Source organism: Castellaniella denitrificans (assembly GCF_042653765.1).
Classification (GTDB): Bacteria; Pseudomonadota; Gammaproteobacteria; order Burkholderiales; family Burkholderiaceae_B; genus Castellaniella; species Castellaniella denitrificans.
In genome coordinates this window covers 927,635-953,280 of record NZ_JBHSEZ010000001.1, presented here as the reverse complement: position 1 = coordinate 953,280, position 25,646 = coordinate 927,635, and the positions used below count along the sequence as shown (strand labels likewise).

At 70.7% G+C, this 25,646-nt stretch carries 28 protein-coding genes; 14 read left to right on the top strand and 14 right to left on the bottom strand.

Translation table 11 applies throughout. The annotated features are described in order from the left end of the window. Positions 1–16: 16 nt before the first annotated feature. From ACFO27_RS04510 to ACFO27_RS04500, 3 genes are read right to left on the bottom strand one after another with little or no spacing between them, the layout of a single operon-like run. Positions 17–1,099, bottom strand: coding sequence for a COX15/CtaA family protein (locus ACFO27_RS04510; RefSeq protein WP_376816202.1), 1,083 nt, complete (start codon positions 1,097–1,099; stop codon positions 17–19). Further along, a complete protein-coding gene (locus ACFO27_RS04505) occupies positions 1,099–1,710 on the bottom strand; it encodes an SCO family protein (protein ID WP_376816201.1) in 612 nt (203 codons plus the stop codon). The genes ACFO27_RS04510 and ACFO27_RS04505 overlap by 1 nt, the downstream gene beginning before the upstream one ends. After that, on the bottom strand, positions 1,707–2,486 hold the full coding sequence (locus tag ACFO27_RS04500; RefSeq protein ID WP_376816200.1) for an SURF1 family protein: 780 nt from the start codon (positions 2,484–2,486) through the stop codon (positions 1,707–1,709). The genes ACFO27_RS04505 and ACFO27_RS04500 overlap by 4 nt, the downstream gene beginning before the upstream one ends. A 35-nt stretch (positions 2,487–2,521) precedes the next feature. Between ACFO27_RS04500 and ACFO27_RS04495 the strand changes: the two genes are divergently transcribed. Further along, positions 2,522–2,728: a twin transmembrane helix small protein gene (locus tag ACFO27_RS04495; protein ID WP_376816199.1), complete on the top strand. Its 207-nt coding sequence runs from the start codon at positions 2,522–2,524 to the stop codon at positions 2,726–2,728. Positions 2,729–2,851: 123 nt separating this feature from the next. Here the strand turns inward: ACFO27_RS04495 and ACFO27_RS04490 are convergent, their stop codons facing one another. The 5 genes from ACFO27_RS04490 to coxB all read right to left on the bottom strand — a co-directional run bounded on the left by ACFO27_RS04490 (position 2,852) and on the right by coxB (position 6,930). Continuing rightward, positions 2,852–3,727, bottom strand: a complete 876-nt coding sequence (locus ACFO27_RS04490; RefSeq protein WP_376816198.1) for a cytochrome c oxidase subunit 3 — start codon at positions 3,725–3,727, stop codon at positions 2,852–2,854. Positions 3,728–3,755: 28 nt separating this feature from the next. Further along, entirely contained in the window at positions 3,756–3,950 is a 195-nt protein-coding gene (locus ACFO27_RS04485; protein WP_376816197.1) for a DUF2970 domain-containing protein, read from the bottom strand. Next, complete coding sequence (locus tag ACFO27_RS04480) at positions 3,947–4,063, bottom strand: cytochrome oxidase small assembly protein (RefSeq protein ID WP_323025233.1); 117 nt, start codon at positions 4,061–4,063, stop codon at positions 3,947–3,949. The genes ACFO27_RS04485 and ACFO27_RS04480 overlap by 4 nt, the downstream gene beginning before the upstream one ends. Before the next feature lie 11 nt (positions 4,064–4,074). Beyond that, the gene (ctaD, locus tag ACFO27_RS04475) at positions 4,075–5,685 is read right to left on the bottom strand and encodes a cytochrome c oxidase subunit I (RefSeq protein ID WP_376816196.1); all 1,611 of its coding nucleotides are present in this window, start codon (positions 5,683–5,685) and stop codon (positions 4,075–4,077) included. Between the two features lie 84 nt (positions 5,686–5,769). Further along, positions 5,770–6,930, bottom strand: coding sequence for a cytochrome c oxidase subunit II (gene coxB / locus ACFO27_RS04470; protein ID WP_376816195.1), 1,161 nt, complete (start codon positions 6,928–6,930; stop codon positions 5,770–5,772). A gap of 493 nt (positions 6,931–7,423) precedes the next feature. Between coxB and ACFO27_RS04465 the strand changes: the two genes are divergently transcribed. The 4 genes from ACFO27_RS04465 (at position 7,424) to ACFO27_RS04450 (ending at position 11,443) form a co-directional block, all read left to right on the top strand. Continuing rightward, positions 7,424–8,239 carry an NUDIX hydrolase gene (locus tag ACFO27_RS04465; RefSeq protein ID WP_376816194.1) on the top strand — a complete coding sequence of 272 codons (816 nt, stop codon included), beginning with the start codon at positions 7,424–7,426 and terminating at the stop codon, positions 8,237–8,239. Between the two features lie 40 nt (positions 8,240–8,279). Continuing rightward, on the top strand, positions 8,280–8,849 hold the full coding sequence (locus tag ACFO27_RS04460; RefSeq protein WP_376816193.1) for a PhaM family polyhydroxyalkanoate granule multifunctional regulatory protein: 570 nt from the start codon (positions 8,280–8,282) through the stop codon (positions 8,847–8,849). A gap of 148 nt (positions 8,850–8,997) precedes the next feature. After that, positions 8,998–10,365 (top strand): bifunctional UDP-N-acetylglucosamine diphosphorylase/glucosamine-1-phosphate N-acetyltransferase GlmU, encoded by a 1,368-nt coding sequence (gene glmU, locus ACFO27_RS04455; protein WP_376816192.1) that lies wholly within the window; start codon positions 8,998–9,000, stop codon positions 10,363–10,365. Between the two features lie 22 nt (positions 10,366–10,387). Beyond that, entirely contained in the window at positions 10,388–11,443 is a 1,056-nt protein-coding gene (locus ACFO27_RS04450) for a glycosyltransferase family 4 protein (protein WP_376816191.1), read from the top strand. Positions 11,444–11,467: 24 nt separating this feature from the next. Here ACFO27_RS04450 and ACFO27_RS04445 read toward each other — a convergent pair whose 3' ends face one another. After that, complete coding sequence (locus ACFO27_RS04445; RefSeq protein ID WP_376816190.1) at positions 11,468–11,989, bottom strand: gamma carbonic anhydrase family protein; 522 nt, start codon at positions 11,987–11,989, stop codon at positions 11,468–11,470. A 142-nt stretch (positions 11,990–12,131) separates the two neighbouring features. Here ACFO27_RS04445 and waaC point away from each other — a divergent pair, with 142 nt between their 5' ends. Together waaC and ACFO27_RS04435 are read left to right on the top strand one after the other, a co-directional pair. Then, positions 12,132–13,139: a lipopolysaccharide heptosyltransferase I gene (gene waaC / locus ACFO27_RS04440; protein ID WP_376816189.1), complete on the top strand. Its 1,008-nt coding sequence runs from the start codon at positions 12,132–12,134 to the stop codon at positions 13,137–13,139. Between the two features lie 40 nt (positions 13,140–13,179). Then, positions 13,180–14,526 carry a 3-deoxy-D-manno-octulosonic acid transferase gene (locus ACFO27_RS04435; RefSeq protein ID WP_376816188.1) on the top strand — a complete coding sequence of 449 codons (1,347 nt, stop codon included), beginning with the start codon at positions 13,180–13,182 and terminating at the stop codon, positions 14,524–14,526. A 67-nt stretch (positions 14,527–14,593) separates the two neighbouring features. Here ACFO27_RS04435 and galU read toward each other — a convergent pair whose 3' ends face one another. From galU to ACFO27_RS04410, 5 genes are all read right to left on the bottom strand, one after another. Further along, entirely contained in the window at positions 14,594–15,433 is an 840-nt protein-coding gene (galU, locus tag ACFO27_RS04430; RefSeq protein WP_376816187.1) for a UTP--glucose-1-phosphate uridylyltransferase GalU, read from the bottom strand. Beyond that, positions 15,433–15,606 (bottom strand): hypothetical protein, encoded by a 174-nt coding sequence (locus ACFO27_RS04425; protein ID WP_376816186.1) that lies wholly within the window; start codon positions 15,604–15,606, stop codon positions 15,433–15,435. Before ACFO27_RS04425 ends, galU begins: the two co-directional genes overlap by 1 nt. 91 nt (positions 15,607–15,697) lie before the next feature. Then, positions 15,698–16,348, bottom strand: a complete 651-nt coding sequence (locus ACFO27_RS04420) for a 2-dehydro-3-deoxy-6-phosphogalactonate aldolase (RefSeq protein ID WP_376816185.1) — start codon at positions 16,346–16,348, stop codon at positions 15,698–15,700. Beyond that, on the bottom strand, positions 16,345–17,313 hold the full coding sequence (locus ACFO27_RS04415; protein WP_376816184.1) for a 2-dehydro-3-deoxygalactonokinase: 969 nt from the start codon (positions 17,311–17,313) through the stop codon (positions 16,345–16,347). Before ACFO27_RS04415 ends, ACFO27_RS04420 begins: the two co-directional genes overlap by 4 nt. 28 nt (positions 17,314–17,341) lie before the next feature. Beyond that, a complete protein-coding gene (locus ACFO27_RS04410) occupies positions 17,342–17,728 on the bottom strand; it encodes a RidA family protein (RefSeq protein WP_323025247.1) in 387 nt (128 codons plus the stop codon). A gap of 138 nt (positions 17,729–17,866) precedes the next feature. Here ACFO27_RS04410 and ACFO27_RS04405 point away from each other — a divergent pair, with 138 nt between their 5' ends. Genes ACFO27_RS04405 through ACFO27_RS04375 form a run of 7 tightly spaced genes read left to right on the top strand, consistent with a single transcriptional unit; the run spans position 17,867 to position 25,644 of the window. Beyond that, positions 17,867–19,444 carry an ABC transporter substrate-binding protein gene (locus tag ACFO27_RS04405; RefSeq protein WP_376816183.1) on the top strand — a complete coding sequence of 526 codons (1,578 nt, stop codon included), beginning with the start codon at positions 17,867–17,869 and terminating at the stop codon, positions 19,442–19,444. Between the two features lie 19 nt (positions 19,445–19,463). Continuing rightward, positions 19,464–20,417 (top strand): ABC transporter permease, encoded by a 954-nt coding sequence (locus ACFO27_RS04400; protein ID WP_376816182.1) that lies wholly within the window; start codon positions 19,464–19,466, stop codon positions 20,415–20,417. Further along, a complete protein-coding gene (locus tag ACFO27_RS04395; protein WP_376816181.1) occupies positions 20,414–21,319 on the top strand; it encodes an ABC transporter permease in 906 nt (301 codons plus the stop codon). The genes ACFO27_RS04400 and ACFO27_RS04395 overlap by 4 nt, the downstream gene beginning before the upstream one ends. Beyond that, complete coding sequence (locus ACFO27_RS04390) at positions 21,316–22,389, top strand: ABC transporter ATP-binding protein (RefSeq protein ID WP_376816180.1); 1,074 nt, start codon at positions 21,316–21,318, stop codon at positions 22,387–22,389. Before ACFO27_RS04395 ends, ACFO27_RS04390 begins: the two co-directional genes overlap by 4 nt. After that, positions 22,386–23,363, top strand: a complete 978-nt coding sequence (locus ACFO27_RS04385) for an ABC transporter ATP-binding protein (protein WP_376816179.1) — start codon at positions 22,386–22,388, stop codon at positions 23,361–23,363. The genes ACFO27_RS04390 and ACFO27_RS04385 overlap by 4 nt, the downstream gene beginning before the upstream one ends. A 29-nt stretch (positions 23,364–23,392) precedes the next feature. Then, positions 23,393–24,661 carry an amino acid deaminase gene (locus ACFO27_RS04380; RefSeq protein WP_376816178.1) on the top strand — a complete coding sequence of 423 codons (1,269 nt, stop codon included), beginning with the start codon at positions 23,393–23,395 and terminating at the stop codon, positions 24,659–24,661. A 17-nt stretch (positions 24,662–24,678) separates the two neighbouring features. Continuing rightward, positions 24,679–25,644 carry a MurR/RpiR family transcriptional regulator gene (locus ACFO27_RS04375; RefSeq protein WP_376816177.1) on the top strand — a complete coding sequence of 322 codons (966 nt, stop codon included), beginning with the start codon at positions 24,679–24,681 and terminating at the stop codon, positions 25,642–25,644. The last annotated feature ends 2 nt before the right edge of the window (positions 25,645–25,646 follow it).

Genomic DNA, 25,646 nt, shown 5'->3' with positions numbered 1-25,646 from the left:
TCGGGGCGCGCCGCGGCTAATGGGTTTCCCTGCCCGGGCGGGCGGGTTTTCCGGCCCGGGACAGGCGCCACAGCAGCGTGACGCCCACCAGGACCAGGCCCGCGGCCCCGCCGTTGTGCATCACGGCGATCGGCAGCGGCCATTGGAAGAAGATCGTGGTCAGCCCCGTCAGCAGCTGCAGGGCCAGCAGGGCCAGCAGCAGGCGCGCCGGGCCGGCCAGGCCGGGCGTGCGGCGCCAGCGCCAGGCCAGCGCGCCCAGCAGGGCGATGACGAGGAAGGCGAAGTTGCGGTGGGTCCAGTGGATGGCGGTGAGCGCGTCCTGGGAGATGAGCTCGCCGGACGAGAGCTGCCCCAGCCCGCGCAGCAGGGCGTAGCCCTCGCGGAAGTCCATGGGCGGCAGCCAGGCGCCGTGGCAGGTGGGGAAATCCATGCAGGCCAGGGCCGCGTAGTTGGTGCTGACCCAGCCGCCCAGCGCCACTTGCAGGAACAGCACGGCCAGCCCCAGGATCATCCAGGCGCGGCCGGCGCCCGGATCGGCGGGAACGGGGTCGTGGGACTTCTCCCGGGCGGCGAGCCAGGTCATCAGGGCCAGCAGGCTCATGCCCAGCACCAGGTGCGTGGTCACCACCAGCGGCATCAGCCGGTGGGTGACGGTCCAGGCGCCGAAGGCGCCCTGGACGCACACCATCGCCAGCACGCCGAAGGCCAGCGCCGGGCTGCGCCCCGGCAGGTGGCGCAGGCGCCAGGCGCACGCGGCGATGGCGATGATCATCATGCCCAGGATGGCGCCCGCGTAGCGGTGGATCATCTCGATCCAGGCCTTGAAGGCGCTGACCGGGCCGTAGGGCATGGCCTCCAGGGCGGCGCGGATGTGGTCCCCGGCGCCCAGGGGGCTGAGATGGCCGTAGCAGCCGGGCCAGTCGGGGCAGCCCAGGCCGGAATCGGTCAGGCGCACGAAGGCGCCGAACATGATCAGGTCCAGCGTCAGGAACCAGGCCAGGAACACCAGCCTGCGGTAGCGCGCGAGCAGGCGGGGCCGATCCGGCCCGGCGGCGCGCGGGGCGGAGTGAAGCGCGGGAGCGGCGGCCGGGCGGTTCATCAGCCGATCCGGGAATTCTTCAGCAGCGTGCGGATGTCGTCGCGCACGGCCTCGGGTTGCGTCGCGTCGGGAAAGCGCATCATCAGGTGGCCCAGGGGATCGACGATCCAGAGGCCTTGCGCCAGGGCGGCGGCGGGATCCGCGGCGTCGGGGGCCAGCCAGGCCGCCAGCCGGGCGGGGTCGGCGCGCAGGACGTGCGTGCCTGCGTAGGCTTCGCCGACCACGGGCGCGGCGGGCGCGTCGTCGGTGATGAACCAGACGCGCTCCAGCCGGTCGACTTCCTTGCCCTGGCTCGCGTGGGAATTGCGCAGCACGAACAGCCCGCGCACGCAGGATTCCGGGCAGGCGCCCGGGCCCGCGCTGATCAGCAGCCACTGGCCCTTGAGCCGGTTCAGGTCGTAGGGCCGGCCTTGTTCGTCCCGCAGGGCCAGGTCGCCGGGGATGGGGCGTTGCGGCTCGATCAGCTGGCCGTAGCGCGTGCGCGTGTCGGGGCGCAGGCCCAGGGACGGCACGTAGTAGGCCAGCAGGGCGAGCACCATGGGGGCCAGGCTGACCAGCAGGATGGCGACGAGGGGACGGATGGAGCGGGTGCGGGCGGGGGCGGTCGTCATGCGTGCGAGGGAGGTTGGGGGCGGCGCAGGGTGCGCCAGGCCGTGATGCCGGCCGCGATCAGCGCGATCGCGGCGAAGCTGAACCATTGCAGGGCGTAGTTGTAGTTCTGGCCGGCGTTCGTCGAGGGGCCGGGCCAGTCCTGGATCAGGCCTGCGTCCTGCGCGGGCGCCTGCTGCAGCACGACCGGCAGCAGGTCCAGGCCGGTGGCCGCCGCCAGGGCGTCCAGCGGCAGGTTCTGCATGCGCGGCGGGCGGCCGTCGGCGGCGGGGAAGGGTTCGGGCAGGGCGGTGCCGGGCCGGCCGGTCAGGCTGCCCAGGTCGAACAGGCGGGGCACCTGGTGCAGCAGCGTGCCCCGGACCAGGACCGGGCCGGCGGCCGCGCCCAGGTCCGGCAGCGCCGCGGGCGGCAGCGGGCGGGCGACCCATCCGCGCAGCACCAGCACGGCGGTGCCGGGGCTGTCCTGCAGTTCCAGCGGGGTCGCCACCCACAGGCCGGGCCGGCCTTTGAGGTTGCGATTGTCGAGGAGTACAGTAAATGGGTTCAGCCAGTGTCCGCGGGCGCTGGCCGGGTGCCAGTCGGGACCATCGCGGTGTTGCGCGTCTAGCGCCTGGGCCGGCGCCCGCCGGCCCGCCTCGATGGCAGCCAGCAGCGCTTCGCGTTCATGGGCGCGGCGCAATTGCCATTGGCCGGCCCCGATGCAGGCGGCGCCCAGCAGCACCAGCAGGACCAGGGCCAGGACGGCCTTCGTGCGGGTTGCGGGTTGCTGCTGGGTCATACGATGCTTACATCCTGGTATTGCGGGGAATGCCCATGAAAATCCTGATCGTCGTGCTGTTCCTGGGAGTGCTGGTCAGCCTGGGATCGGCCTTGAAGTATCTCATGCAGGACCGGGGTCGCACCGACCGGATGGCCTGGGCCCTGACGTGGCGGGTGGGGCTGTCGATTCTGTTGTTCCTGTTCCTGCTGCTGGCGCATGCCCTGGGCTGGATCAATGCGACGGGGCTGCGGGTGGGATGAACCCGGACGCGGGGCAGTCCCTGCGGACCGCCCCGCGCCGGGTGAATCCGAGCGGCTTGCGAGCCGCGAGGTGAAGAGCGGCTTCGGCTGACGCCGGACCCTGCTTGCTTCCCCGCGGATCGGCTACAGCCAGTACACGAAGATGTACAGGCCCAGCCAGACCACGTCCACGAAGTGCCAGTACCAGGCGGCGCCCTCGAAGCCGAAATGGTGCTCGGCGGTGAAGTGCCCGCGTACCAGCCGCAGCCAGATCACGGTCAGCATGGTGGCGCCCAGGATCACGTGGAAGCCGTGGAAACCGGTCAGCATGTAGAACAGCGCGCCATAGGCGCCCGAGGTGAAGCGCAGGTTCAGCTCGGTGTAGGCGTGATGGTATTCGTAGGCCTGGCAGGCGACGAAGGCGAAGCCCAGGATCACCGTCAGCGCCAGCCAGAAGATCGCCCTGGAGCGATGCGCCGCGCGCAGGGCGTGGTGGGCGATGGTCAGGGTGACGCCGGAGGACAGCAGCAGCGCGGTGTTGATGGTGGGCAGCCAGAACGGGCCCACGGTCTGGAAGGGCGCGATGGTGCCCGCCGGGCCCTGGTTCGGCCAGGCGCCGCTGAAGCCCGGCCACAGCAGGGTCTGGGCGTCCAGGGTGCTCAGCCACGGCGTGGTGACCTCGCGGGTGTACCACAGCGAGCCGAAGAAGGCCGAGAAGAACATGACCTCGGAGAAGATGAACCAGGTCATGCTCCAGCGGTAGGAGTGGTCGATGCGCTGGCTGTTCATGCCGCTTTCGGATTCGCGGATGGCATCGCCGAACCAGCCGTAGAGCACCACGAACATGCACAGGATGCCGATCAGGCAGAGCCAGGGGCCGATCGCATAGCTGTTGACCCACAGGGCCGCGCCGACCAGGGTGGCCAGCATGCACAGGCTGGCCCGGATCGGGTGGACCGAATCCGGCGGGACGTAGTAGTAGGGGGCCTCGCCGGCGTGGGCCGTGTGGGCTGTCGTCATCGTTGTCTCTCCTCTTGATCTTCCGTCTTCAGGCCGTCGCCAGGCGCACGGCCCCTATCAGCAGCAATACGAACACCGCCCCGCCGACCAGGCCCGCCGCGATCAGGTGCGAGGGGCGGATGTGCGACAGGTCCTCGTCGTGGCCGGAGCGCTTGCGCAGCCCCAGGAACGCCCAGGCGACCGTGCGCATCGAGCGCAGGAAGGTGTTGCGCGATTCCGTCATGAAGCGATCCCGTACAGATTGGCGCGCACGAAGGTCCAGACCAGGATGGCCACGGCGAACAAGGCCAGGATCCATCCGGTGCGGCGGTTGCGGCGGCGTTGCTCGGGCGTCATGTCGGGGGCCCTCAGCGGCCGGCCTCGAGGGTGGGCGGCGTGACGAAGGTGTGGTAGGGCGCGGGCGAGGGCACCGTCCATTCCAGGCCTTCGGCGCCTTCCCAGGGCTTGGCCGCCGCCGGGGCGCCGTGGCCGCGGAACGCCTTGATCACGATGTAGGCGAACAGCAGCTGCGACAGGCCGAACCAGTAGGCGCCGATCGTGGCGATCTGGTGGAAGTCGGTGAACTGGGCGGCGTAGTCCGCGTAGCGGCGCGGCATGCCGGCCAGGCCGAGGAAGTGCATCGGGAAGAAGGTGACGTTGAACGAGATCATCGTCATCCAGAAGTGCCACTTGCCCAGGCGCTCGTCGTACATGTGGCCGCACCATTTCGGCAGCCAGTAGTAGGTGGCGCCGAACAGGGCGAACAGCGAGCCGGCCACCAGCACGTAGTGGAAGTGCGCCACCACGTAGTAGGTGTCCTGGACCTGGATGTCGATCGGCGCGACCGCCACCACCAGGCCGGTGAAGCCGCCGATGGTGAACACGAAGATGAAGCCGATGGCGAACAGCATCGGGGTCTCGAAGGTCATGGAACCGCGCCACATGGTGGCCGTCCAGTTGAAGACCTTGACCCCGGTGGGGATGGAAATCAGCATCGTGCCGTACATGAAGAACAACTGGGCGGTGACCGGCATGCCGGTGGTGAACATGTGGTGCGCCCACACCAGGAACGACAGGATGGCGATGGCGCAGATGGCGTACACCATCGACGCGTAGCCGAACAGCCGCTTGCGCGCGAAGGTCGGCACGATCTGCGACACCATCCCGAAGGCCGGCAGGATCATGATGTAGACCTCGGGGTGGCCGAAGAACCAGAACACGTGCTGGTACAGCACCGGGTCGCCGCCGCCGGCGGCGTTGAAGAAGTGGGTGCCGAAGTGGCGGTCGGTGAGCAGCATGGTGACGGCGGCGGCCAGCACCGGCATCACGGCCAGCAGCAGGTAGGCCGTGACCAGCCAGGACCAGCAGAACAGCGGCATCTTCATCAGGGTCATGCCCGGCGCGCGCATGTTCAGGATGGTGACGATGATGTTGATCGCGCCCATGATGGACGACGCGCCCAGGATGTGCACGGCGAAGATGGCGAAGTCCATGCCCGGGCCCATCTGCAGCGACAGCGGCGCGTACATGGTCCAGCCCGAGGCGTTGGCCCCGCCCGGCACGAAAAACGACGTCGTCAGCAGGATCGCGCCCACCGGCAGCAGCCAGAAGCTGAAGTTGTTCATGCGCGCGAACGCCATGTCCGAGGCGCCGATCTGCAGCGGGATCATCCAGTTGGCGAAGCCCACGAAGGCCGGCATGATCGCGCCGAAGATCATGATCAGCCCGTGCATGGTGGTGAACTGGTTGAACAGTTCGGGCTGGAAGAACTGGATGCCGGGTTCGAACAGTTCCGTGCGCAGCAGCAGGGCGAGCGTGCCGCCCTCCAGCAGCATGCAGAACGAGAAGATCAGGTACATCGTGCCGATGTCCTTGTGATTCGTGGCGAACACCCAGCGCCGCCAGCCGTGCGGGACGTGGTGCGCGTGTTCGTCATGCCCGGCGTGGGGCGGAATGTGGTCGACCGTGACGCTGCTCATTGAATGCCTCCTTCCTGGGGGCGCCGCCGTCCGGGCGGCGCGAGGAAATATCGTGTGAATTCGCCGTGTGGGGTGCGGTCCGGATCAGCGCAGGGCCTTGACGTCCGAGGGCTGGACGACGGGGTCGGGGCCCTTGCCGGCATTGTCCCACGCGTTGCGCGTATAGGTGATGACCGCAGCGATCTGGGTGTCGCTGAGCTGGTCGCGGAAGGCGGCCATCGCCGTGCCCGGATGCCCGTTCAGGACCGTTTCAATCTGGCCCTTCATCGGCGCCAGCACGAATTTGACGTCCCCGTTCAGGGCCGGGAAGGTTCCCGGGATGCCCTGGCCGTTGGCCTGGTGGCAGGCCACGCAGGTGGTGGAGAAGACTTCCTTGCCCTTGGCGATCAGTTCGTCCTTGGACCAGGTCTTGTTCGGGTCCTCGGCGGCGGCCGCCATGGCCGTTTTCTGCTGCGCGGCCCACTGAGCGTAGTCTTCCTGGGACTTCACCTCGACCACGATCGGCATGTAGGCGTGGTTCTTGCCGCAGAGTTCGGCGCACTGGCCGCGGTAGATTCCGGGCTTGTCGGCGCGGAACCAGGTGTCGCGCAGGAAGCCGGGGATGGCGTCCTGCTTGACGCCCAGTTCGGGCACCATCCATGAGTGGATGACGTCGGCGGCCGTCAGCACGACGCGGACCTTCTGGTTGACCGGCACCACCATGGGGTGGTCGACTTCCATCAGGTAGGTGTTGCCGATGGGCGCCTTGCCGTCGATCTGGTCCTGCGGCGTGGACAGGTTCGACAGGAAGCGCACCCCCGTCGCCGGGCCGTCGAGGTATTCGTACCCCCACTTCCACTGGTAGCCGGTGGCCTTGATGGTGAGGTCGGCGCTGGTGGTGTCCTTCATGGCGACCACGGTGCGGGTGGCCGGGATGGCCATGCCGACGATGATCAGGAAGGGGATCACCGTCCAGGTGAGCTCCAGCCCGATGTGTTCCTCGAACTTGGCGGCCTTGTGGCCCTTGTCCTTGCGGTGGCGGATGATGGAATACAGCATCACGCCGAACACGCCGATGAAGATCAGCGTACAGATGATCAGCATCATCCAGTGCAGGGAATAGATTTCCCGCGCGATGGGCGTGACCCCGGTGTGGAGATTCAGCTGGTTGACCGCGGGGCCCCCCGGCATGTCCTGAACCTGTGCCCCGGCGGCTGTCGCCCACGACAGCGCGATCATGCCCAACGACCCTCTGACCATCTTCATGTTGTCCCTTTGGTTGGCGTGTATTTCTTCAGGGTCGGTTGACCTTCGTCAAAGAAAAGCGAGGGAACAACCGGGTCCTGCACACATGGATGGATCGCCAGGCCGTAAAATGAATCGCGGTAGCTGCGGCCCGGGTACCCTTATAAACCTGAAGGGATTATAGCCACTGACCACGGCTTGTACAGGCGGGTTCCTCTCCCGTTCATCGGCTTTTCCGGGTTTCCACCAATCCCCGCCGTGCGAGGATTCGCAGATTCGTCAGGCTTGGAGGCATCTCCAGCCGTGGCATCCATCCACCTCGCGGCTTGCAGGCCGCTCGGATTCGTCCGGCACGGAGCAGTCCGCAGGGACTGCCAATGTCCCCGGGTTCATCCACCTCGCGGCTTGCAAGCCGCTCGGATTCGTCCGGCACGGGACAGTCCGCAGGGACTGCCCCGTGTCCGGACTCATCCACTACAATGCGCGGATGGATTCCTCTTCAGCGGCCTTTGCCTTGGACGACCTCCTGGCGCGCAATGCGCGCCTGGTCCGGCGCGCCCAGCAACTGCCGCCCGCCGGCGCCCGGCCGGCCACCATCGCGGGCCGGGTCGGAGGCTGGATCGGTCCGGCCGCGCTGGCCGCCGTCGCCAGCCTGCCGGGCGTCCACGTCGAACCCGAAGCCGTGCATTTCACCGCCGCGCCCGCCGCGCGGCTGAGCCTCGACGCCGTGCTGCGCGGGGTGGCGCTGGCCTTGCGGGACGCGGGCTGCATCCGCGCCTGGCGCGACGAACTGCTGGACGTCATGGCCGAAGGCCGGCCGCTGGGGCGCATCGAACGCGGCGCCGTGCGGCCCCTGGGCCTGCTGACGCAGGCGGTCCACCTGAACGGCTGGTCGCCGGACGGGCGCCTGTGGGTGGCGCGCCGCGCCCTGGACAAGTCCACCGACCCCGGCCTGTGGGACACTCTGGCGGGCGGGCTGGTCGCCGCCGGCGAGGATCCGGAATCCGCGCTGTTGCGCGAAACCCTCGAAGAGGCCGGCCTGCCGGCCGTAGCGCTGGCCGGCCATGGGCCGCTGCGCACGGTGCTGCGCATGCACCGCCGCCTGGACGACGGCTACCAGGTCGAGAACGTGCTGCTCAGCGATTGCGTGCTGGACGCCGGCGCCTCGCCTCGCAACATGGACGGCGAAGTCCTGGAATTCCGCTGCCTGGCGATGCCGGAACTGTGGGATATGATCACCCATGGCGCCTTCACGCTGGAAGCCGAGCTGGCCATCCTGGATTCGCTGCGGCACCGCCTGCGGGCCGCGTCCGGCGGGGCGACCCCCTGATTCAATCATCCCGGCATGGTGCCGGCGGAGGCAATCCATCATGGCGCAAGACTCCACCAATCCTTTCGTGCTGCCCGGTTTCGGACAGCAGGGCGAGGCCGCCCGCAATCCGCTGTTCGCCGGCCTGGACATGATGCGCCAGGCCTGGCAGAACATGGCGGGCGCGGGCGGCCTGGACGCCGCGCAGCTGACGCCGATGTCGCTGGAGGACCTCGACCGGCGCATCCGCGAGCTGCAGACGGTGCAGAACTGGCTGCAGCTGAACGCCACGATGCTGGCCAACACCATCCAGGGCATGGAAATCCAGCGCAGCACCCTGAGCACGCTGAAATCCTTCGCCGGCGGCGCCTTCCCGGGCGCGGCGGCGGCCGCCGGTTCCGCCGACAAGGCGGACACGGCCGGCGCGGATTACGCCCGCGCGGCGGGCGACTGGTGGAACCTGGTGCAGCAGCAGTTCGACCAGCTGGCGAGCGCGACCGCCGCCGGCCTGCAGGGCATGGCCGAATCCGCCGAGCAGGCGGCGGCTCCCGCCGCCAAGCGCGCCCCGGCCCGCAAGAAACCGGCCGCCGCGCGCAAATCGCCGGCCAAGAAGACCGCCCGCCGCCAGTAGGCGGCTCGGATTCGACAGGCTGGAGCCCTCTTCGAATTGTGACGCCTCATCCACGTCGCGCCTTGCAAGGCGCTCCGGTCCGTCGGGCACGGAGCCGTCCGCAGGGACTGCCCCGTGTCCAGACTCACCCACTCCCACACGTTTCTTCATGCTGAACATCATCATTCTGGCCGCCGGACTGGGCAAGCGCATGCAGTCCGACCTGCCCAAGGTCCTGCATCCGATCGCCGGCAAGCCCATGCTGGCCCACGTCCTGGATTCGGCGCGCGCCCTGTCGCCCGACCGGATCGTGGTCGTCACCGGCCACGGGGCCGAGCGGGTCCAGGCGGCCTTCGCCGGGCAGGACCTGTGCTTCGCCCTGCAGCAGCCCCAGCTGGGCACCGGCCATGCCGTGATGCAGGCCCTGCCGCAACTGCTGGAAGGCGGCGCGGACGACGTCAGCCTGGTGCTCTACGGCGACGTGCCGCTGGTGCGCGCGGACACCCTGCGCGCGCTGCTCCAGGCGCGCGGCGAAGGCCTGGCGCTGCTGACTGAGACCCTGGCCGATCCCGCCGGCTACGGGCGCATCGTGCGCGATGACCAGGGCCGCATCCGCCGCATCGTCGAGCACAAGGACGCCGGCCCCGACGAACTCGCCGTCCGCGAGGTCAACACCGGCATCCTGGCCGCGCCCACGGCGGCGCTGCGGGACTGGCTGGGACGGATCGACAACCGCAACGCCCAGGGCGAATACTATCTGACCGACATCGTCGGCCTGGCTGTCGCCGACGGGGTGCCCGTGTCGCACGCCCAGCCGTCGGCGGGCTGGGAAACCCTGGGGGTCAACAGCCGCGTCCAGCAGGCCCAGCTCGAACGGATCTGGCAGGGCGAGCAGGCCCGCGTGCTGCTGGAGCAGGGCGTCACCCTGGCGGATCCGGCGCGCTTCGACCTGCGCGGTTCGCTGACGTGCGGGCGCGACGTCTTCATCGACGTGGGCTGCGTCTTCGAAGGCGAGGTCCACCTGGCCGACGGCGTGCGCATCGGGCCGCATTGCGTGATCCGCGACGCGCGCATCGGGGCGGGCACGGCGCTGGACGCCTACACCCACGTCGAAGGCGCCCGGGTGGGCGAGGCGGCCCGGATCGGGCCCTACGCCCGCCTGCGGCCGGGGGCCGACATCGGACCGGAGGCCCACGTGGGCAATTTCGTCGAACTGAAGAAGACCCGGCTGGGCCGGGGGTCCAAGGCCAATCACCTGGCCTATCTGGGCGACGCGGAGATCGGCGAGCGCGTCAACGTCGGCGCGGGCACCATCACCTGCAACTACGACGGCGTCAACAAGTTCCAGACGGTGATCGAGGACGATGCCTTCATCGGCTCGGACACCCAGTTGGTCGCGCCCGTGCGGGTGGGCAAGGGTGCCACGCTGGGCGCGGGCACGACGCTGACGCGGGACGCGCCCGCGGGCGAACTGACCCTGTCGCGGGCCAGGCAGCAGTCCGTGCCGGGCTGGAAACGGCCGACGCGGAAGTCTTAGTCAGCGCGTTGTCCGGACTTGCATGCGCATCCTGCATCTGAACCTGGAAAAGGGCTGGCGGGGCGGCGAACGCCAGACCCTGCTGACCCTGCGCGGCCTGCGCGCGGGCGGCCACGAGGTCGCCCTGGCGGCACGCGCGGGCGGGCCGCTGGCCGAGCGCGCCGCCGCCGAGGGCATCCCGGTGCTCGGCTGCGGCGGCGCCCCGGGCCTGGCGCTCGTCCTGCTGACGGCGGGCTGGCGCTACGACGTGCTGCACGCGCAGACGGCCCAGGCCATGAGCCTGCTGGCGGCGTTGCGGCCGCTGTTGCGCGCCGCGCTGGTGTTCACGCGCCGCACGGCGTTCGATGACTCGGGCGCGGCGGGCCGCCATCGCTGGAAATGGGCGCGCGCCGACGCGCTGGTGGCGATCAGCGAGGCCGCGGCGGCGGCGCCCCGGGCCTTGGGCCTGTCCGTGACCGTCATTCCCAGCGCGGTCGAGGCCATGCCGGCCGATCCCGAAGGCATGCGCGAACTGCGGACGCGCTTCGGCCTGGAGGGGCGGCGCGTGCTGGTCACGGCGGCGGCACTCAGCCCGGAAAAGGACCCGCTCACCCTGATCGAGGCGGTTGCGGTCCTGCGCCGCGACCACCCGGACGTGCTGTGCCTGCATTGCGGCGCCGATGGCGCGGCCGCCGGCGCGGCGCGCGCGCGCGTGGCCGAACTGGGCCTGGAGGATCACTACCGTTTCGCCGGCTTCCAGCCCCGCGTGGCCGACGCGCTGGCGCTGGCCGAGGCCTATGTCAGCAGTTCGCGCTTCGAAGCCCTGGGCACCAGCGTGCTGGACGCCTGCCTGGCCGGGCTGCCGGTGGTCGCCACGGACGTGGGCGGGCATCGCGAGATCCTGGCGCCCGACCGGGGCCTGCTGGCGCCGGCGGGCGACGCCGCGGCCCTGGCGCGGCGCGTGGCTTGGGTCCTGGACCATCCGGAGGCCGCCCGGGCCATGGGCGAGCGGGCGCGGGAGATGGCGGCGCGGGAATATGCCGTGCCCGCCATGGTGGCGCGCTACGAAAGCCTGTATCGCGGCCTGCAGCGAACGTAGCGCTGCGGGGCGCCGCGCCGGGCGCTACAGCGGGCGCAGCGTCTCGCGGTACTGCCGCCCGCGCTCGACGTAGTGGCGGGCGCTGTCTTCCAGGCCGGCGACTTCCCCGTTGCCGAGGGTGCGCACCGCCTTGGCCGGCGAGCCCAGGATCAGGGACCGTTCCGGGAAGGTCTTGCCTTCGGTGACCAGCGCGCCGGCGCCGACCAGGCTGTGGCGGCCGATCACGGCGCCGTTCAGGACCACGGCCTGGATGCCGATCAGCGCGCCGTCCTCCACCGTGCAGCCGTGCAGCATGGCCTGGTGGCCCACGGTGACGTTGCGGCCGATGCGCAGCGGCTTGCCGGCGTCCACGTGCAGCACGGCGCCTTCCTGGATGCTGGTGTTCTCGCCGACGACGATGGGCTCGTTGTCGGCGCGGATCACGGCGCCGGGCCAGACGCTGACGCCGGCCTCCAGCGTGACGGCGCCGATCAGGGTGGCTTCGGCCGCCACGAAGGCGGACGGATCGATGTGCGGGGTCAGGTCCCCCAGGGCGTAACAGGTCATCGGTGGGTCTCCAGCGGGCCGCGCGGGGTGCGCGTCCAGCCGTCCGGGGGGCCGGCCGGCGCGGGCGGCGGGGTGTGTTCCGATCGTAGCACGCCCTCGCGGCGCTCCTTCCCGGCGTCATGGGCGGCCCTATAATCGCGCCATGACGACCCGCATCCTCATCGTACGCACGTCCTCGCTCGGGGACCTGGTGCACATGCTGCCCGCCATCAGCGACATCGCCCGGCACGTGCCGGACGCCTCGATCGACTGGCTGGCCGAGGAAGCCTTCGCCGAAATCCCGTCCTGGCACCCGGCCGTGCGCGAAGTCATCCCGGTCGCGCACCGGCGCTGGCGCAGGCACTGGTGGGCGGCCGACACGCGCCGCGAGCGCGCCGCCCTGCGCGCCACCCTGGGCGCGCGCCGCTACGACGTCGTCCTGGACATGCAGGCCCTGATGAAATCCATCTGGCTGGTCCGCCAGGCGCGCGGCGTGCGCCACGGCCTGGACTGGAAGTCCGCGCGCGAACCGCTGGCCTCGCTGTTCTACGACGTGCGCCACCGGGTGGAATTCTGGCAGCCCGCCATCGTCCGCCAGCGGACCCTGGCCGCGGCCGCGTTCGGCTACGCGGTCGAAGGCCCGCCCGACTTCGGCCTGGGCGCCCTGACCGACGGGGTGGCGGTCGAACCGGCCGCCCTGATCATGCCCTCGGCCAGCCGCGACGACAAGCTCTGGCCGGACGCCGACTGGCGGGAGGTCTTCGACGACCTGCAGGGGCGCGGCCTGGCGCTGCGGCTGCTGGCCGGCAACGAGACTGAGCAGGCGCGCGCGCGCGAACTGATCCGGGGGCGGGCGGACGCGGCCGTCCTGCCCCGCATGGGCCTGCGCCAGGTGGCGGACCAGCTCGCCCGGGCGCGGATCATGGTGGGCCTGGACAGCGGCCTGACGCACCTGAGCGCCGGCCTGGGCCGCCCGACCATCGGCATCTACAAGGCCTCGACCCCGGTGCGCACGCCGCTGCAGGGGCCGGCCTACACCGCCAGCCTGGGCGAGCGCGGCCAGGCGCCCGACGCCGGCCGCGTGCGGGCCGCGATCGCCGAGGCCCTGGACGAGGCCCGCGCCGACCCGCCCCGGGCGGATTCCCCCGCCCCGATGGGCGGGGCCGAGTGAGCGGCGTGCCGGGAGCGGCTCGGTCGCGCGGGAGCGCCTGATGCGCGGACTCTATTCCCTGCTGCTGCGAATCCTGTCCCCCCTGCTGCTGGGCTGGATGGCCCTGCGCGCCCGCCGCGCGGGCGGCCGGTGGTCGGTGCTGGGCGCCGCGCGTTTCGGCCGCTACGGACGGGCCGCGAGCGATCCCGGCGCCATCTGGGTCCATGCGGTCAGCCTGGGCGAGACCCGGGCCGCCCACCCGCTGATCCGGGCGCTGCTGGATCGCGGGCATCGCGTGCTGCTGACACACCTGACGGCGACCGGCCGGGCCGAAGGCCGGCGCGTCTATGCGGCGGAACTGGCCGACGGCCGGCTGCGCCAGGACTGGCTGCCCTACGACTTTCCGGGGGCGACGCGCCGCTTCATGCGGCATCACCGTCCGGCGGTCGGGGTCCTGATCGAACGCGAGGTCTGGCCCAACCTGGTGCATGCCGCCGGGCGCGCCGGGGTGCCGCTGGTGCTGGCCAGCGCCCGCATGTCGGCGGCCTCTCTGCGCGTCACGCTGCGGCTGGGCGCGCTGCTGCGGCCCGCCTACGGTGCGCTGACGCGCACCTACGCCCAGTCGCTGGCCGACGCCCGGCGGCTGGAGCGGGCCGGCGCGCGGCAGGTCGCCGTGTCGGGCAATTTCAAGTTCGACCTGCGGCTCGACCGCGAACGGATGGACCGGGGCGCGGGGTTCGCCGCCCGGCTGGGCCGGCGGATCGTGGTCATCGCCAGCACCCGCGAAGGCGAGGACGCGCCCTTCGTCGAGGCCATCCGCCGCGAGCTCGAACAGCGGCGCGCCCGGAGCGACGATTCGGACCGGCCGCTGCTGTTCATCCTGGTGCCGCGCCATCCCGAGCGCTTCGATGCCGCCGCCGCCCTGCTGCGGGCCGCCGGCCTGTCCCACGTGCGGCGCAGCCGTCTGCTGGAACTGGGCGGCGACGGCAGCACGGCCGTCGAGGCGTGCCGGGACGCCGCCGTCATCCTGGGCGACACGCTGGGCGAAATGGCCTGGTACTACGCCTGCGCGCAGGTGGCGATCGTGGGCGGCAGCTTCGCGCCGCTGGGGGGGCAGAACTTCATCGAGGCCAGCGCCCAGGGGCGGCCGGTCCTGGTGGGGCCGCACACGGCCCATTTCGAGCAGGCGGTCGGCGACGCCCTGGCCGCCGGCGCCATCGCGCGGGCGGCCGATCCGGCCCAGGCGGTGCGCCAGGCCTTGCGGTGGCTGGACGATCCCGCCGGCCTGAACCGCATGGGCGAGGCCGCCCGGGACTGGGTCCGGCAGCATGCCGGCGCGGTGGCGCGCGTGGTGGACGGGATCGAGGACTTGCTGGCGCGGACGCCGCGGCGCCCGCCCGGGACCTGAGGCGGCGTCCCGGCGCATGGCCGGGCGGCTCCTGGCCTGAATCCAGCGTGCGAACCGGCCCGGCGGCTCAGGCCGGTTCCAGCCCGTGGTACTTCCTGCCCAGCGCGATCGTCGCCTGGAAGAAGCCTTCCTTGCTGCCGCAGTCGTAGCGGGTGCCGTCGTAGCGGTGGGCCAGCACGCGGCGCTGCTTGAGCAGGTCGGCGATGGCGTCGGTCAGCTGGATCTCGCTGCCGACCCCGGCCCGGGTGCGGCGCAGGTGGTCGAAGATCTCGGGTTCCAGGATGTACCGGCCCACGACGGCCTGGTCCGAGGGCGCGTCCCGCGGTTCGGGCTTTTCCACGATCCGCTCGACCCGTGTGTTGCGCGCGTCGATGGCCGTGCCGGCGATCATGCCGTATTTGCGGGAATCGGCCGGGTCGATGGTCTGGATGGCGAGCACGCTGCCGTCGTGCTGGTGGGCGGCGTCCACCAACTGGCGCGTGACGGAGGTGCCGGCGTCCAGCAGGTCGTCGGCCAGCAGCACGGCGAAGGGCTCGTTGCCGACGATGGGCTCGGCGCACAGCACGGCGTGGCCCAGGCCCAGCGGCTGGGCCTGGCGGGTGTAGATGCAGTGGACGTGCGGCGGCAGGATCGTGCTGATCGTCTCCAGCAAGGCCTGCTTGCCCTTGGATTCCAGTTCGGCTTCGAGCTCGGGCATGCGGTCGAAGTGATCCTCGATGGCTCGCTTGTGGCGGCCCGTGACGAAGATCAGTTCCGTGATGCCGGCGGCCAGTGCTTCCTCGACGGCGTACTGGATCAGGGGCTTGTCGATGACCGGCAGCATTTCCTTGGGCATGGCCTTGGTGGCCGGCAGGAAGCGGGTGCCCAGACCCGCGACGGGGAAGACGGCTTTGCGGATCGGTTTCATCAGGGGGTGAAGACAGGAGGAATGGGTGCGCCCAGGACCAGGGCCTGCTGATTGCGCTGCGACAGCGGCCGGGGCGTGCGCCCCTGCTCGGCCGGCGGCGGGCCGAAGAAGCCTTGTCCGTAGGCCAGCAGCGCCAGGTTGGCGATGACGGCGAGGGTCAGCAGGAAACGCATGCGTCGGCCCGGATGGAAAAAAGGAACGTCGCCAGTATATCAGCGGGTCTCCGGGCCGCCGCATCCTGGCGGCGTGCGTGCCGGCGCGTCTTCAAGCCGCCCGCGGCGCCTTCCATGCCCGCGCGAAGGCCAGCGCGTCCGCCCGGACCGCCTGCGCGCTCTTCCCGGGCTTGTACAGCGAAGAACCGATCCCGAACCCCGTGGCTCCCGCCGCGATCCAGGGCCCCATCGTCCCGGCGGAGATCCCGCCCACGGGGAACAGGTCGCACCCCCGGGGCAGCACGGCCAGCAAGGCCTTGACGACGGCGGGCGAGGCCAGCTCGGCGGGAAAGAGCTTGAGCCCGTGCGCGCCATGCGCGAGCGCCGTGAAGGCCTCGGTCGGCGTCAGGATGCCGGGCAGGCTGACCATGCCGAGCCCGATGGTCTCGGCGATCACTTCCGGATCGCAGTTGGGCGAGATGACCAGTTGCCCGCCGGCGGCGTGCACGTCGCGCGCCTGCTGCGGAGTGAGCACGGTGCCCGCACCCACCAGCGCGTCGGGGAAGGCGGCGCGCAGGGCCGCGATGCTGGCCAGCGGATCGGGCGAGTTCAGCGGCACTTCCCACAGCGAGAAACCGGCGTCGTGCAGCGCCTGGCCGATGTCGACGGCCTCGGAAGGCCGCAGGCCGCGCAGGATGGCGATCAGCGGCAGGCGGGCCTTGAGTTCGGCATAGCGCCGGTGCGGTGTGTGAGCGGTGGTCATGCGGCGGTCTCCATCCAATGTTCGTAAATGGCCTGGTGGCCTGCCCAGGTGGCCTCGTCGCCGAAGACCACCGTGTCGCAGGATAGCTGCGCCAGGGCCAGGCGGTAGCGCAGGGCCAGCGCGTCGTTGCCGATCAGCGCGACCGTGTCCCCGGCGGCGGGCCGCATGTCGCGCAGTTCCTGGCCGATCAGCAGGCCCGAGAGATGGCTGGACGCCTGCGCAGGGTCCAGCGCGTCGAACAGGCCGAGCGCGCGCACGCCGAACAGCAGGTGGCCGAGCGCCTCGTCCCGCAGGCCGCGCCGCACGCCTTGCGCGAAGGCGGCCTCGTCCAGCGGCGCCTGGCCGTCCACCGTCCTGCTCAGGATGGAGTGCCGGGTGAGCAGGGCGAACAGCTCGCCCGTCATGAAGGTCCTGAAGCGGGCGATGGCGCCGTCCTGCGCGCGCACCCATTTGCTGTGCGTGCCCGGCAGCACCAGCAGGCCGTCCCGACGCCGCATGAGCCGCAGTGCGCCGATCACCTGGATCTCCTCGCCGCGCATCACGTCCGGCACGGCGGCGACGGGGTCCACGCCGCCGGGCGGGACCAGGCTCATGCCGGGCACGATGGCCAGGGGTACGCCGTTCACGGCGGGCAGCCAGGACAGCGCCCGGCACAGCGCGTCGAAGCCGGCGGGGCAGGGGCAGTAGGGCGCCTCCCGCCAGCCCTGGCGGCTGCCGACCATGCCCGAGAGCAGGCACAGGTCGGGCGCCTGTCCGAGCCAGTCGCCGAAGTGCCGCTCGAAGGCGGCGGCGAAGTCGCCCGGCGCCACTTGCAGGATGCCGTGCGGCAGTGCGCGCCGCGCGGCGATCCGGCCGCGCGCGTCGATCAGCGCGCCGCGCAGCGAGGTGGTGCCCCAGTCGATGGCGAGCAGGCGGGGGCGGGCGTCCTGCGGGCCGCGCGGCCGCGGCGTCGGCGTGTCGGACATGGGGAGAGACGGGATGCGGATGAAGGGCCTACAGCGGCTTGTAGGCCGTCACGTCGATCTCGACCTTGGCGTCGATCATCAGGCGCGATTCCACCGTGGAGCGGGCGGGGCGATGATCGCCGAAGCATTCCATGTACACGCGGTTGAAGCTGCCGAAATCGCGCGCGTCGTCGAGCCACACGTTGACCTTGGCGACGTCCCGCAGAGTGCAGCCCGCCAGCGCCAGCGCGTCTTCCAGGCGCTTGAACACCTGGCGGGTCTGCGCCTCGATGCCGCCCGGCACGACCTGGCCCTGGTCGTCGGTGGGCACGGTGCCTGAAACGAAGACGAAATCGCCCGCGCGCACGGCGGGCGAGAGCGGGCGCGCCAGGCGGTCGGACGCGACGGGGGATTGACCTAGGGTAATTACCGGCATGACATCAGCTCCTGTTCTGTAAGAACATTACATCAACGGCACGAAAAAACACTTTTTTAAATAATAGAACGGTTTTTATCTGCTGTGGATGTAATTTATTTTCCTCAATCGTCTGACTCGATGGAAGGCGCCTGCACCATGAACGCACATCCCCTGTTTCCGCAAATGACGCGTCGTCGCCTGCTGGTTTCCGCCTTGCTGGGGGCCGGCTGTATGAGCCTGCCCCTGGAAGCCGCGTGGGCGCTGGAAGGTACGCGGGGCGGCGCGGCCAACCTGGCCATGATCGGCGAGCCGCAGAGCCTGGATCCGATGGCCACGCCGACCGATCTGGTGGGCACCGTGATGCAGCACGTGTACGAGCCGCTCTACACTTTCGATGCGCAGTGGAACATCCAGCCCATGCTGGCCGAGGCCATGCCCGCCATTTCGGACGACGGCAAGGTCTACTCCATCGCGCTGCGCCGGGGCGTGAAGTTCCACAATGGCAAGGACATGGGCGCCGACGACGTGGTGGCCTCCCTGCGGCGCTGGATGGAGGTGTCCGCGCGCGGCAAGGCCGTGGGGCAGGTCGTGGCCGGGATCGCCGCCAAGGGTCCGCTGGCGGTGGAAATCCAGCTCAAGACCCTCTATGCGCCGCTGCTGGCGCACCTGGCCATGCCCAGCGGCATGGCCGGCGTCATGCCCAAGGAATCGATCGCCAGTCCGCTCACGGAAATCGTCGGCACCGGACCCTACCGGCTCAAGGAGCGCAAGCCCGACCAGTACACGGTGCTCGCGCGCTTCGACCAGTACGCGGCGCGCTCCGAGCCCGCCAGCGGCTACGCCGGCAAGCGGGAAGCGCTGCTCGACGAACTGCGCTTCGTGCCGGTGCCCAATGCGACGACGCGCCTGGAGGGCGTGCTCGCCGGCCAGTTCCATTACGCCGACCTGCTGCAGGTCGAGTCGATGGGCCGCCTGGACAAGGCCGGGCCCGCCGTGGTGCCGATCCTGACGAAGAACTTCGGCTTTCCCTATATCGTGTTCAACACCAAGGAAGGCGTGCTGGCCAGCCAGGCGATGCGCCAGGCGGTGCAGACCGCGATGGGCGAGGCCGAGATGCTGCAGGCCGGTTTTGGCGACAAGCGCTTTTTCATCGCCGAGCCCAATTTCTTCCCCAAGGGCACGCCGTACTATTCCGACGCGGGCGCCGATCTCTACAACCAGAAGAACCCGAAGCTGGCCAAGGAGCAGGCCGCCAAGGCCGGCTACAAGGCCGAGCCGGTCCGCATCATGGTCAGCCGCCAGTACGAGTTCCACTACAACATGGCGCTGGTGATGGCCGAGCACCTCAAGCGCGCCGGCTTCAAGACCGATCTGATGGTGGTGGACTGGGCGACGCTGGTGCAGCGCCGCAACGATCCCAAGCTGTGGGACGTTTACGTGACGCACTCGGGGCAGTTTCCCGAGCCCATGCTGTCGCCGCCGCAACTGGGCGACGGCGCGCCCGGCTGGTGGGATACCGACGCCAAGAAAGCGGCGCTGGCGGCCTTCAACAGCGAGCCGGACGTGACCAAGCGCGGGCCGCTGTGGGGCAAGGTGCAGGAACTGGTGTATCACGAGGTGCCGTTCGTGGAGGTGGGCCGGTTCAACGGGCTGTCGGCCCGCTCGGCCAGCCTGCAAGGCTATACGCCGGCCATCTGGCCGTTCTTCTGGAACACCTCGCTCGCCGCCAGGTAAGGCGGACGCGGGGGCCATCATGCTGCATTTCCTGCTCAAGCGCCTGGGCGGCGCGGCGCTGGTGCTGACCATCGTCGCCGTGCTGGTGTTCCTGCTCACCCGCCTGGCCTCGGGCGACCCGGTGGCCCTGCTGCTGGGCGACCAGGCCACGGCCGCCGACATCGCCGCCGCGCGCGTGCAGTACGGGCTGGACCAGCCGCTGATCACGCAGTTCGCGCTGTGGGTCGGCCAGGTGCTGCGCGGCAACCTGGGGCAGTCGATCTTCCTGCAGATGCCGGTGCTGCAGGCGCTGGCCGGGCGGGCCGAGCCGACCGCGTTCCTCGCGCTGTTCTCGGTGGCGATCGCGGCGGGCATCGGCGTGCCCTGCGGGATGGCGGCCGCCGTGTGGCGCGGCAGCCGGGCCGACCAGATCGTCAGCACCGTGGCCATGCTGGGCGCCAGCATTCCCAGCTTCTGGTTCGGCCTGATCCTGATCCAGGTCTTCGCCGTGCACCTGGGCTGGTTCCCGGCCTCGGGCTATGGCGATCCGGGGGCGCCGCTGGGCGACCGCGTCCAGCACCTGCTCCTGCCGGCCATCGTGCTGGGGGTGCTCAATTCGGCGCTGGTGATCCGCTTCACGCGCGCCTCGGTGCTCGACATCCTGGGCGAGGATTACGTACGCACCGCGCGCGCCAAGGGCCTGTCCGAGGGCGTGGTGCTCCTCAGGCACGTGCTGCGCAATGCGCTGGTGCCCATCGTCACCGTGCTGGGGCTGACCCTGGCGCTGATGATCGGCGGCACGGTGGTGACGGAGACCGTCTTCAACCTGCCCGGCGTGGGCAATCTGGTGGTGCGCGCGGTGCTGCGCCGCGACTACCCCGTGATCCAGGGCACTTTGCTGGTGATCGCCGCGATCTATGTGTTCATCAACCTGGCGATCGACCTGCTCTATACCGTGGTCGATCCCCGCATCCGGCTGGAGGGCGGGCAATGAGCGCGCCGTCCTGCGCCGCTCCGGCGGCTCCGTCGGCCGGCAGGCCCGCGGGCGGGCCGCGCGCGCGCCGGGCGAGGACCCTGCGGCGGCTGTTTTCCCGCCGGATCGTGCTGGCCTCCGCCGTCGTGCTGCTGCTGACCGTGTCCGCGGCGGTGTTCTACCCCATGCTGACCAGCGCCGATCCCGGCGACATGAACATCGGCATGCGGCTGCAGCCGCCCTCGTGGACGTATTGGGCGGGCAGCGACGAACTGGGCCGCGACGTCATGCTGCGCATCGTCTACGGCGCCCGCTATTCGTTGATGATCGGGTTTTTCACGGCCCTGGGCGCGGTGGTGCTGGGCACCTTGCTGGGGATGCTGGCGGGATACTTCCGCCGGCTGGACGCGCCGCTGATGCGCCTGGTGGACGCGATGATGGCCTTCCCCGACATCCTGCTGGGCATCGCCCTGGTGTCGATCCTGGGGGCGTCGCTGTGGAACGTGATCCTGGCGCTGGTCATCGTCTATACGCCGCGCGTGGCGCGCGTGGTGCGCGCCTCCACCCTGGTGCTGCGCGAGCTGCTGTTCGTCGACGCCGCCAAGGCCCTGGGCGTGCGCACGCCGATGATCCTGTGGCGCCACATCCTGCCCAATCTGCTCTCGCCGGTGCTGGTGCAGGTGACCTTCATCTTCGCCTACGCGATCCTGGCCGAGGCGGGGCTGTCCTTCCTCGGCGTGGGCGTGCCGCCCGAGATTCCCACCTGGGGCACCATGATCACGGGCAGCCTGCAGTACGCCGACCAGGCCTTCTGGACCATCCTGGCGCCCGGCATCGCCATCGTGCTCACCGCCCTGTCGCTGCAGCTGCTGGGCGATGGCGTGCGCGACCTGCTCGATCCGAAACTGAAGCAGAAATCATGACGACTCACGAGCATGCCCCCGCGCAGGGCGCTCCCCGGCTCGACGTGCGCTCGCTGTCCACCTCCTTCGCCACCGAAGAGGGGCGCATCCAGAGCGTGGCCGACGTCAGCTTCCGCATCATGCCCGGCCAGACGCTGGCGCTGGTGGGCGAATCCGGCTCGGGCAAATCGGTCACCAGCCTGTCGCTGATGGGCCTGCACGCCAAGACCTCGCATGCCCGGGTGGAGGGCGAGGCGCGTTTCGTGCTGCGCGACGGCCGGGCCGTCGATCTGCTCCGGCTCGATCACAAGTCGCTGCGCGGCCTGCGCGGCAACGAGATGGCCATGGTCTTCCAGGAGCCCATGACCAGCCTGAATCCGGTGCTGACGGTGGGCGAGCAGATCGCCGAATCGGTGCGCCTGCACAAGGGGCTGGACAGGGCCGGCGCCATGGCGCATGCCCGGCGCATGCTGGAGCTGGTGGAGATCCCCGCCGCCGCGCAGCGCGTGCGCGAGTATCCGCACCAGCTTTCGGGCGGCATGCGCCAGCGCGTGATGATCGCGCTGGCTATGGCCTGCGATCCGACCCTGCTGATCGCCGACGAGCCCACCACGGCGCTGGACGTCACCATCCAGGCGCAGATCCTGGCGCTGATGGGGCGGCTGCAGCGGGAGACGGGCATGAGCATCCTGTTCATCACGCACAATCTGGGCGTGGTGGCGCAATACGCCGATGCGATCGCCGTGATGTACGCGGGCCGCATCGTCGAGACGGCCAGCGTGCATGACCTGTTCGCCGCGCCGCTCCACCCCTATACCCGGGGCCTGCTGGGCTGCCTGCCCGGCGTGGCGCGCAAGCGCGAACAGGAAAACGCCGCAGGGCGAGTGGACGGCGCGGCGCGCCGCCGCCTGGACGCCATCCCGGGGCAGGTGTCCAGCCCCCTGGCCCCGCCGCCCGGCTGCGCCTTCGCGCCGCGCTGCGGCCGGCGCCTGGAGGCCTGCGACGCGGCGATGCCGGCGTTGGAAGTGATCGACGCGGACCGCTGGCCGATGCGCCAGGTGCGCTGCATCCGCGCGGGAGAGACGGCATGACGCAAGACCATGCATCCGTGGAGCCTTTGCTGCGCATCCGGAACCTGAGCAAGCAGTTCGGCGCCGGCGCCGGTGCGGTGCGCGCGGTGCAGGACGTGTCGTTCGACATCCTGCCCGGGGAAACGCTGGGCCTGGTGGGCGAGTCCGGTTCGGGCAAGAGCACGATCGGCCGCATGCTCACCCGCCTGATCGAGCCGACCGGCGGCAGCCTGCTCTACCGGCATGGCGCGCGGGAGGTCGATCTGGCGCGCCTGGGCCAGCGCGCGTTGCGCCCGCTGCGCGCCGACCTCCAGATCATCTTCCAGGACCCCTATGCCAGCCTGAATCCGCGCATGCGCATCCGCGACGTGCTGGGCGAGGCGCTGTCCACCCACGGCCTGGCGCCGGGCGCGGCGCGGCAGCCGCGCATCGAGGAACTGCTGGAGCAGGTCGGCCTGCGGCCCGAGCACGCGGAGCGCTTTCCGCACGAGTTCTCCGGCGGGCAGCGCCAGCGCATCGGCATCGCGCGCGCCCTGGCGGTGGAGCCCCGGTTCATCGTCGCGGACGAGCCGCTCTCGGCGCTCGACGTGTCCATCCAGGCCCAGGTGGTGAACCTGCTGGGCGAACTGAAAGAGCGCCTGAACCTGACGCTGCTCTTCATTTCCCATGACCTGGACGTGGTGGAGTACCTGTGCGACCGCGTGGTGGTGCTGTACCTGGGCCGCGTGGTCGAAGTGGCGTCCACCGAAGCCCTGTATGCCCGGCCGCGCCACCCCTACACGCAGGCCCTGCTGGCGGCGGCCCCAATTCCCGATCCGGCCCGGCGCCACGAGATACCATTGCTGTCGGGCGATCTGCCCAGCCCCAGGAACCCGCCCAGCGGCTGCGTGTTCCGGACCCGCTGTCCGCTCGCGGAAAGCCGCTGCGCCCAGGCCGACATGCGGTTGCGCGACGTGGGCGGCGGGCATCTGCAGGCCTGCTGGAAGGCGCGGTGAACGCGCGCAACGAGAGAGAGAACCACACCATGCATCCGGATTTTCTGATCGATCACCGCCACAAGAGCTTTCCGCTCGCGGCGCAGCCCGTGCACGCCTCGCGGATCGCCGAGCGCGGCTGGAACGTGCTCGCGGACGACCTGCCCTATCCGCTGGCGGTGATCCGCCGGTCGGCCCTGGAGCACAACGTGCGCTGGATGCAGGACTATGCCCGGAGCCGCCACATCGCTTTCGCGCCGCACGGCAAGACCACGATGTCGCCCCAGCTGTTCGACCTGCAATTGCGGGGCGGCGCCTGGGGACTGACCTTCGCGACGATCCACCAGCTTGCCGTCGGGCTGGAGGCGGGCCTGCGCCGCGCCCTCATCGCCAACCAGGTCGCGGCGCCCGCCGACCTGGACGGGCTCGACGCGCTGCTCGCCCGGCACGAGGACCTGCGCGTGTGGTTCCTGGTCGATTCCATCGCGCAGCTGCGCCTCATCGAGGACTGGGCGCGCGCGCGCGGCAGCCGGCGCGTCTTCGACGTGCTGCTGGAAGTGGGCATCTCCGGCCAGCGCACCGGCGCGCGGACGTCCGGCGAGGCGCTGGAACTGGCGCGGGCCATCCATGCCAGCGCGTCGGCGCGCCTGGGCGGCATCGAATGCTATGAAGGCGGGCTGGCGCAGTGCGACAGCGCGCATGACGTGCCCGCCGTGACCGAGCTCGTGCGCCGCGTGGTCGAGATCGCCGCGGCCTGCGACGCCCGGGGGCTGCTGCCCGCGGACGAGCCGATCCTGAGCGCCGGCGGCTCGGCCATCTTCGATCTGGTGGTGCCTCTGCTGCAGGGCGCGGGCCTGGCGCGGCCGTTCCTGGGCGTGCTGCGCTCGGGCTGCTACGTGACGCACGACCACGGCAATTATCGGCGCCTGCTCAGGCTGGTGGAGCAGCGCGGGGGCCTGCGGGACTCGCTGCGGGCCGCGCTCGAGGTCTGGGCCCTGGTGCAGTCCGTGCCCGAGCCGGGCCTGGCGCTGCTGACCTGCGGCCGGCGCGACATCTCCTACGACCTGGAGCTGCCGTCCGCCCAGCGCTGGGCGCCGCGCGGCGCCGTGGCGGCGCGGGCGGCGCCCGCGTCCTGGAAGATCGGCGCCCTGAACGACCAGCACGCCTACCTGCGTTTCGATCCGGCGGACGGCCCGGCCGTGGGCGACCGGGTCGCGCTGGGCATTTCCCATCCCTGCACCACCTTCGACAAGTGGCGCTGGATGCCGGTGGTGGACGATGACTGGACGATCGTCGACGCGATCGAGACGCGATTCTGAATCATGCCGGTGACATCATGCCGATGACAGCCCCGATGCTGACCCTGCAGCTTCTGCAGCGACAAAAGGACGCCCTGCCGCTGGCTCAGCGCCAGGTGATCGACGTGATCCTGCGGGATCCGGGCGCCGCGGTGCTCGCCACGGTGGAGCAACTGGCCGCGCAGGCCGGCGTGTCCATGCCCACCATCGTGCGCATGTGCCGCCGCTTCGGTTTCGATTCGGTGCGCGAGTTCATGGTCGCACTGGCGCAGACGCTGGCGGTGTCGGGCTCGCACCTGCATCGCAGCGTGGAGGCCGAGGATCCCACCGACGCGGTCATCAGCAAGATCACCCATGCGGCCGCCAGCGCGCTGACCCATCTGGGGCGCAGTCTGGACCCGGCGAGGATCGACGAGGTGGCCGCCGCGATGGCACGGGCCTCGCGCATCGATTGCTATTCCGTCGGCGCGGCGTCGTCCTTCATGACGCAGGAACTGCAAAGCCGCCTGTTCCGCCTGGGGCTGACGGCCAACGCGATCTTCGACGCGCACCAGCAGCTGGTGTCGGCGTCCACCCTGGGCAAGGACGGCGTGGCCTTCGTGATCTCGCACGTGGGCCGCATGCCCTACACCCTGGAGGCGGCGCGGTTCGCCCGGGAGCATGGCGCCACCGTCGTGGCGCTGACCCAGCCCGACACTCCGCTGGCCGAGCTGGCCGACCTGCTGCTGCCGGTCTCGGTGCCGCAGGACGCGGTGATGCGCGTGGGCACGGAAGCCTACCTGGCGCACCTGATGGTCATCGAGATCCTGATGGTGCGGCTGGCGCAGATCCTGGGGCCTCGCGTGGTCAGCGACATGCAGCAATACAAGCGCCTGCTGGAAACACACGGCTTCGACAGCTACGAGTACATGGGGTTCCAGCAGCCCGTGCAGGCGCGGCATGGCGACGGCAAGGAAAGCAGGTCCGGAACGGTCGGCGCGAAGGCGCGCCGCAAGGTGGAATGACG

What these genes read in the sequence shown, in the direction of transcription:
- ACFO27_RS04510 (WP_376816202.1), bottom strand. Translation starts at nt 1,099, where the DNA reads ATGAACCGCCCGGCCGCCGCTCCCGCGCTTCACTCCGCCCCGCGCGCC.
- ACFO27_RS04505 (WP_376816201.1), bottom strand. Translation starts at nt 1,710, where the DNA reads ATGACGACCGCCCCCGCCCGCACCCGCTCCATCCGTCCCCTCGTCGCC.
- ACFO27_RS04500 (WP_376816200.1), bottom strand. Translation starts at nt 2,486, where the DNA reads ATGACCCAGCAGCAACCCGCAACCCGCACGAAGGCCGTCCTGGCCCTG.
- ACFO27_RS04495 (WP_376816199.1), top strand. Translation starts at nt 2,522, where the DNA reads ATGAAAATCCTGATCGTCGTGCTGTTCCTGGGAGTGCTGGTCAGCCTG.
- ACFO27_RS04490 (WP_376816198.1), bottom strand. Translation starts at nt 3,727, where the DNA reads ATGACGACAGCCCACACGGCCCACGCCGGCGAGGCCCCCTACTACTAC.
- ACFO27_RS04485 (WP_376816197.1), bottom strand. Translation starts at nt 3,950, where the DNA reads ATGACGGAATCGCGCAACACCTTCCTGCGCTCGATGCGCACGGTCGCC.
- ACFO27_RS04480 (WP_323025233.1), bottom strand. Translation starts at nt 4,063, where the DNA reads ATGACGCCCGAGCAACGCCGCCGCAACCGCCGCACCGGATGGATCCTG.
- ctaD (WP_376816196.1), bottom strand. Translation starts at nt 5,685, where the DNA reads ATGAGCAGCGTCACGGTCGACCACATTCCGCCCCACGCCGGGCATGAC.
- coxB (WP_376816195.1), bottom strand. Translation starts at nt 6,930, where the DNA reads ATGAAGATGGTCAGAGGGTCGTTGGGCATGATCGCGCTGTCGTGGGCG.
- ACFO27_RS04460 (WP_376816193.1), top strand. Translation starts at nt 8,280, where the DNA reads ATGGCGCAAGACTCCACCAATCCTTTCGTGCTGCCCGGTTTCGGACAG.
- glmU (WP_376816192.1), top strand. Translation starts at nt 8,998, where the DNA reads ATGCTGAACATCATCATTCTGGCCGCCGGACTGGGCAAGCGCATGCAG.
- ACFO27_RS04450 (WP_376816191.1), top strand. Translation starts at nt 10,388, where the DNA reads ATGCGCATCCTGCATCTGAACCTGGAAAAGGGCTGGCGGGGCGGCGAA.
- ACFO27_RS04445 (WP_376816190.1), bottom strand. Translation starts at nt 11,989, where the DNA reads ATGACCTGTTACGCCCTGGGGGACCTGACCCCGCACATCGATCCGTCC.
- waaC (WP_376816189.1), top strand. Translation starts at nt 12,132, where the DNA reads ATGACGACCCGCATCCTCATCGTACGCACGTCCTCGCTCGGGGACCTG.
- ACFO27_RS04435 (WP_376816188.1), top strand. Translation starts at nt 13,180, where the DNA reads ATGCGCGGACTCTATTCCCTGCTGCTGCGAATCCTGTCCCCCCTGCTG.
- galU (WP_376816187.1), bottom strand. Translation starts at nt 15,433, where the DNA reads ATGAAACCGATCCGCAAAGCCGTCTTCCCCGTCGCGGGTCTGGGCACC.
- ACFO27_RS04425 (WP_376816186.1), bottom strand. Translation starts at nt 15,606, where the DNA reads ATGCGTTTCCTGCTGACCCTCGCCGTCATCGCCAACCTGGCGCTGCTG.
- ACFO27_RS04420 (WP_376816185.1), bottom strand. Translation starts at nt 16,348, where the DNA reads ATGACCACCGCTCACACACCGCACCGGCGCTATGCCGAACTCAAGGCC.
- ACFO27_RS04415 (WP_376816184.1), bottom strand. Translation starts at nt 17,313, where the DNA reads ATGTCCGACACGCCGACGCCGCGGCCGCGCGGCCCGCAGGACGCCCGC.
- ACFO27_RS04410 (WP_323025247.1), bottom strand. Translation starts at nt 17,728, where the DNA reads ATGCCGGTAATTACCCTAGGTCAATCCCCCGTCGCGTCCGACCGCCTG.
- ACFO27_RS04405 (WP_376816183.1), top strand. Translation starts at nt 17,867, where the DNA reads ATGAACGCACATCCCCTGTTTCCGCAAATGACGCGTCGTCGCCTGCTG.
- ACFO27_RS04400 (WP_376816182.1), top strand. Translation starts at nt 19,464, where the DNA reads ATGCTGCATTTCCTGCTCAAGCGCCTGGGCGGCGCGGCGCTGGTGCTG.
- ACFO27_RS04395 (WP_376816181.1), top strand. Translation starts at nt 20,414, where the DNA reads ATGAGCGCGCCGTCCTGCGCCGCTCCGGCGGCTCCGTCGGCCGGCAGG.
- ACFO27_RS04390 (WP_376816180.1), top strand. Translation starts at nt 21,316, where the DNA reads ATGACGACTCACGAGCATGCCCCCGCGCAGGGCGCTCCCCGGCTCGAC.
- ACFO27_RS04385 (WP_376816179.1), top strand. Translation starts at nt 22,386, where the DNA reads ATGACGCAAGACCATGCATCCGTGGAGCCTTTGCTGCGCATCCGGAAC.
- ACFO27_RS04380 (WP_376816178.1), top strand. Translation starts at nt 23,393, where the DNA reads ATGCATCCGGATTTTCTGATCGATCACCGCCACAAGAGCTTTCCGCTC.
- ACFO27_RS04375 (WP_376816177.1), top strand. Translation starts at nt 24,679, where the DNA reads ATGCCGATGACAGCCCCGATGCTGACCCTGCAGCTTCTGCAGCGACAA.